Genomic DNA, 600 nt, shown 5'->3' with positions numbered 1-600 from the left:
CCCTTTATCATCAACTAAATAAAGGCAAATATACCGCTATACCGACCTTGATAAATATATTTTGTGTAAAGATTGTATATATATCTTTACAATTTCACGCCATAAATGGGTATTTTTAAACTATCAAATGGCTTATTGTTTATGCTAAAGTCATTCTTATATGTTTATACTTTAATTTTTAAGCGTATTTAGGTTACTATATAAGGAATTAATGATGTAGGAGGATGGTCATTTATGGCACGATTACAGCAATGCACCCTAGCCGATGTAGATGAGTTAAGAGCTGTCTCAATCGAAACTTATACGGACACTTTTGGGGAATTTAATTCAGATGAAAATATGCGGATTTACTTGGAGGATGCCTATAATCGGAGCAAATTAGTAGCAGAATTAGAAACCGCCAATAGTCAATTCTTCTTTTTGAAAGAGAATAATGAAACTATGGGTTATCTTAAATTGAATGTGGGCGAAGCACAGTCAGAATATGTGGGCGACAATCTCCTTGAAGTCGAAAGGATTTATGTGCGAACAGCTTTTCTACGCCGCGGATATGGCACAAAATTAATTCAAGCTGCTGAAGAAATTGCACGTAGTCTAGGT

At 34.8% G+C, this 600-nt stretch carries 1 protein-coding gene; it reads left to right on the top strand.

The genetic code is table 11. The annotated features are described in order from the left end of the window. Window positions 1-234 precede the first annotated feature (234 nt). A partial coding sequence (locus ACRCJ0_RS18485; RefSeq protein ID WP_431391634.1) for a GNAT family N-acetyltransferase occupies window positions 235-600 on the top strand: 366 nt, incomplete at its 3' end.

It is taken from the genome of Aerococcus sp. L_32, assembly GCF_050689315.1.
The sequence above is the reverse complement of the archived record's forward strand: the minus strand, read 5'-3'. Positions and strand labels throughout refer to the sequence as shown.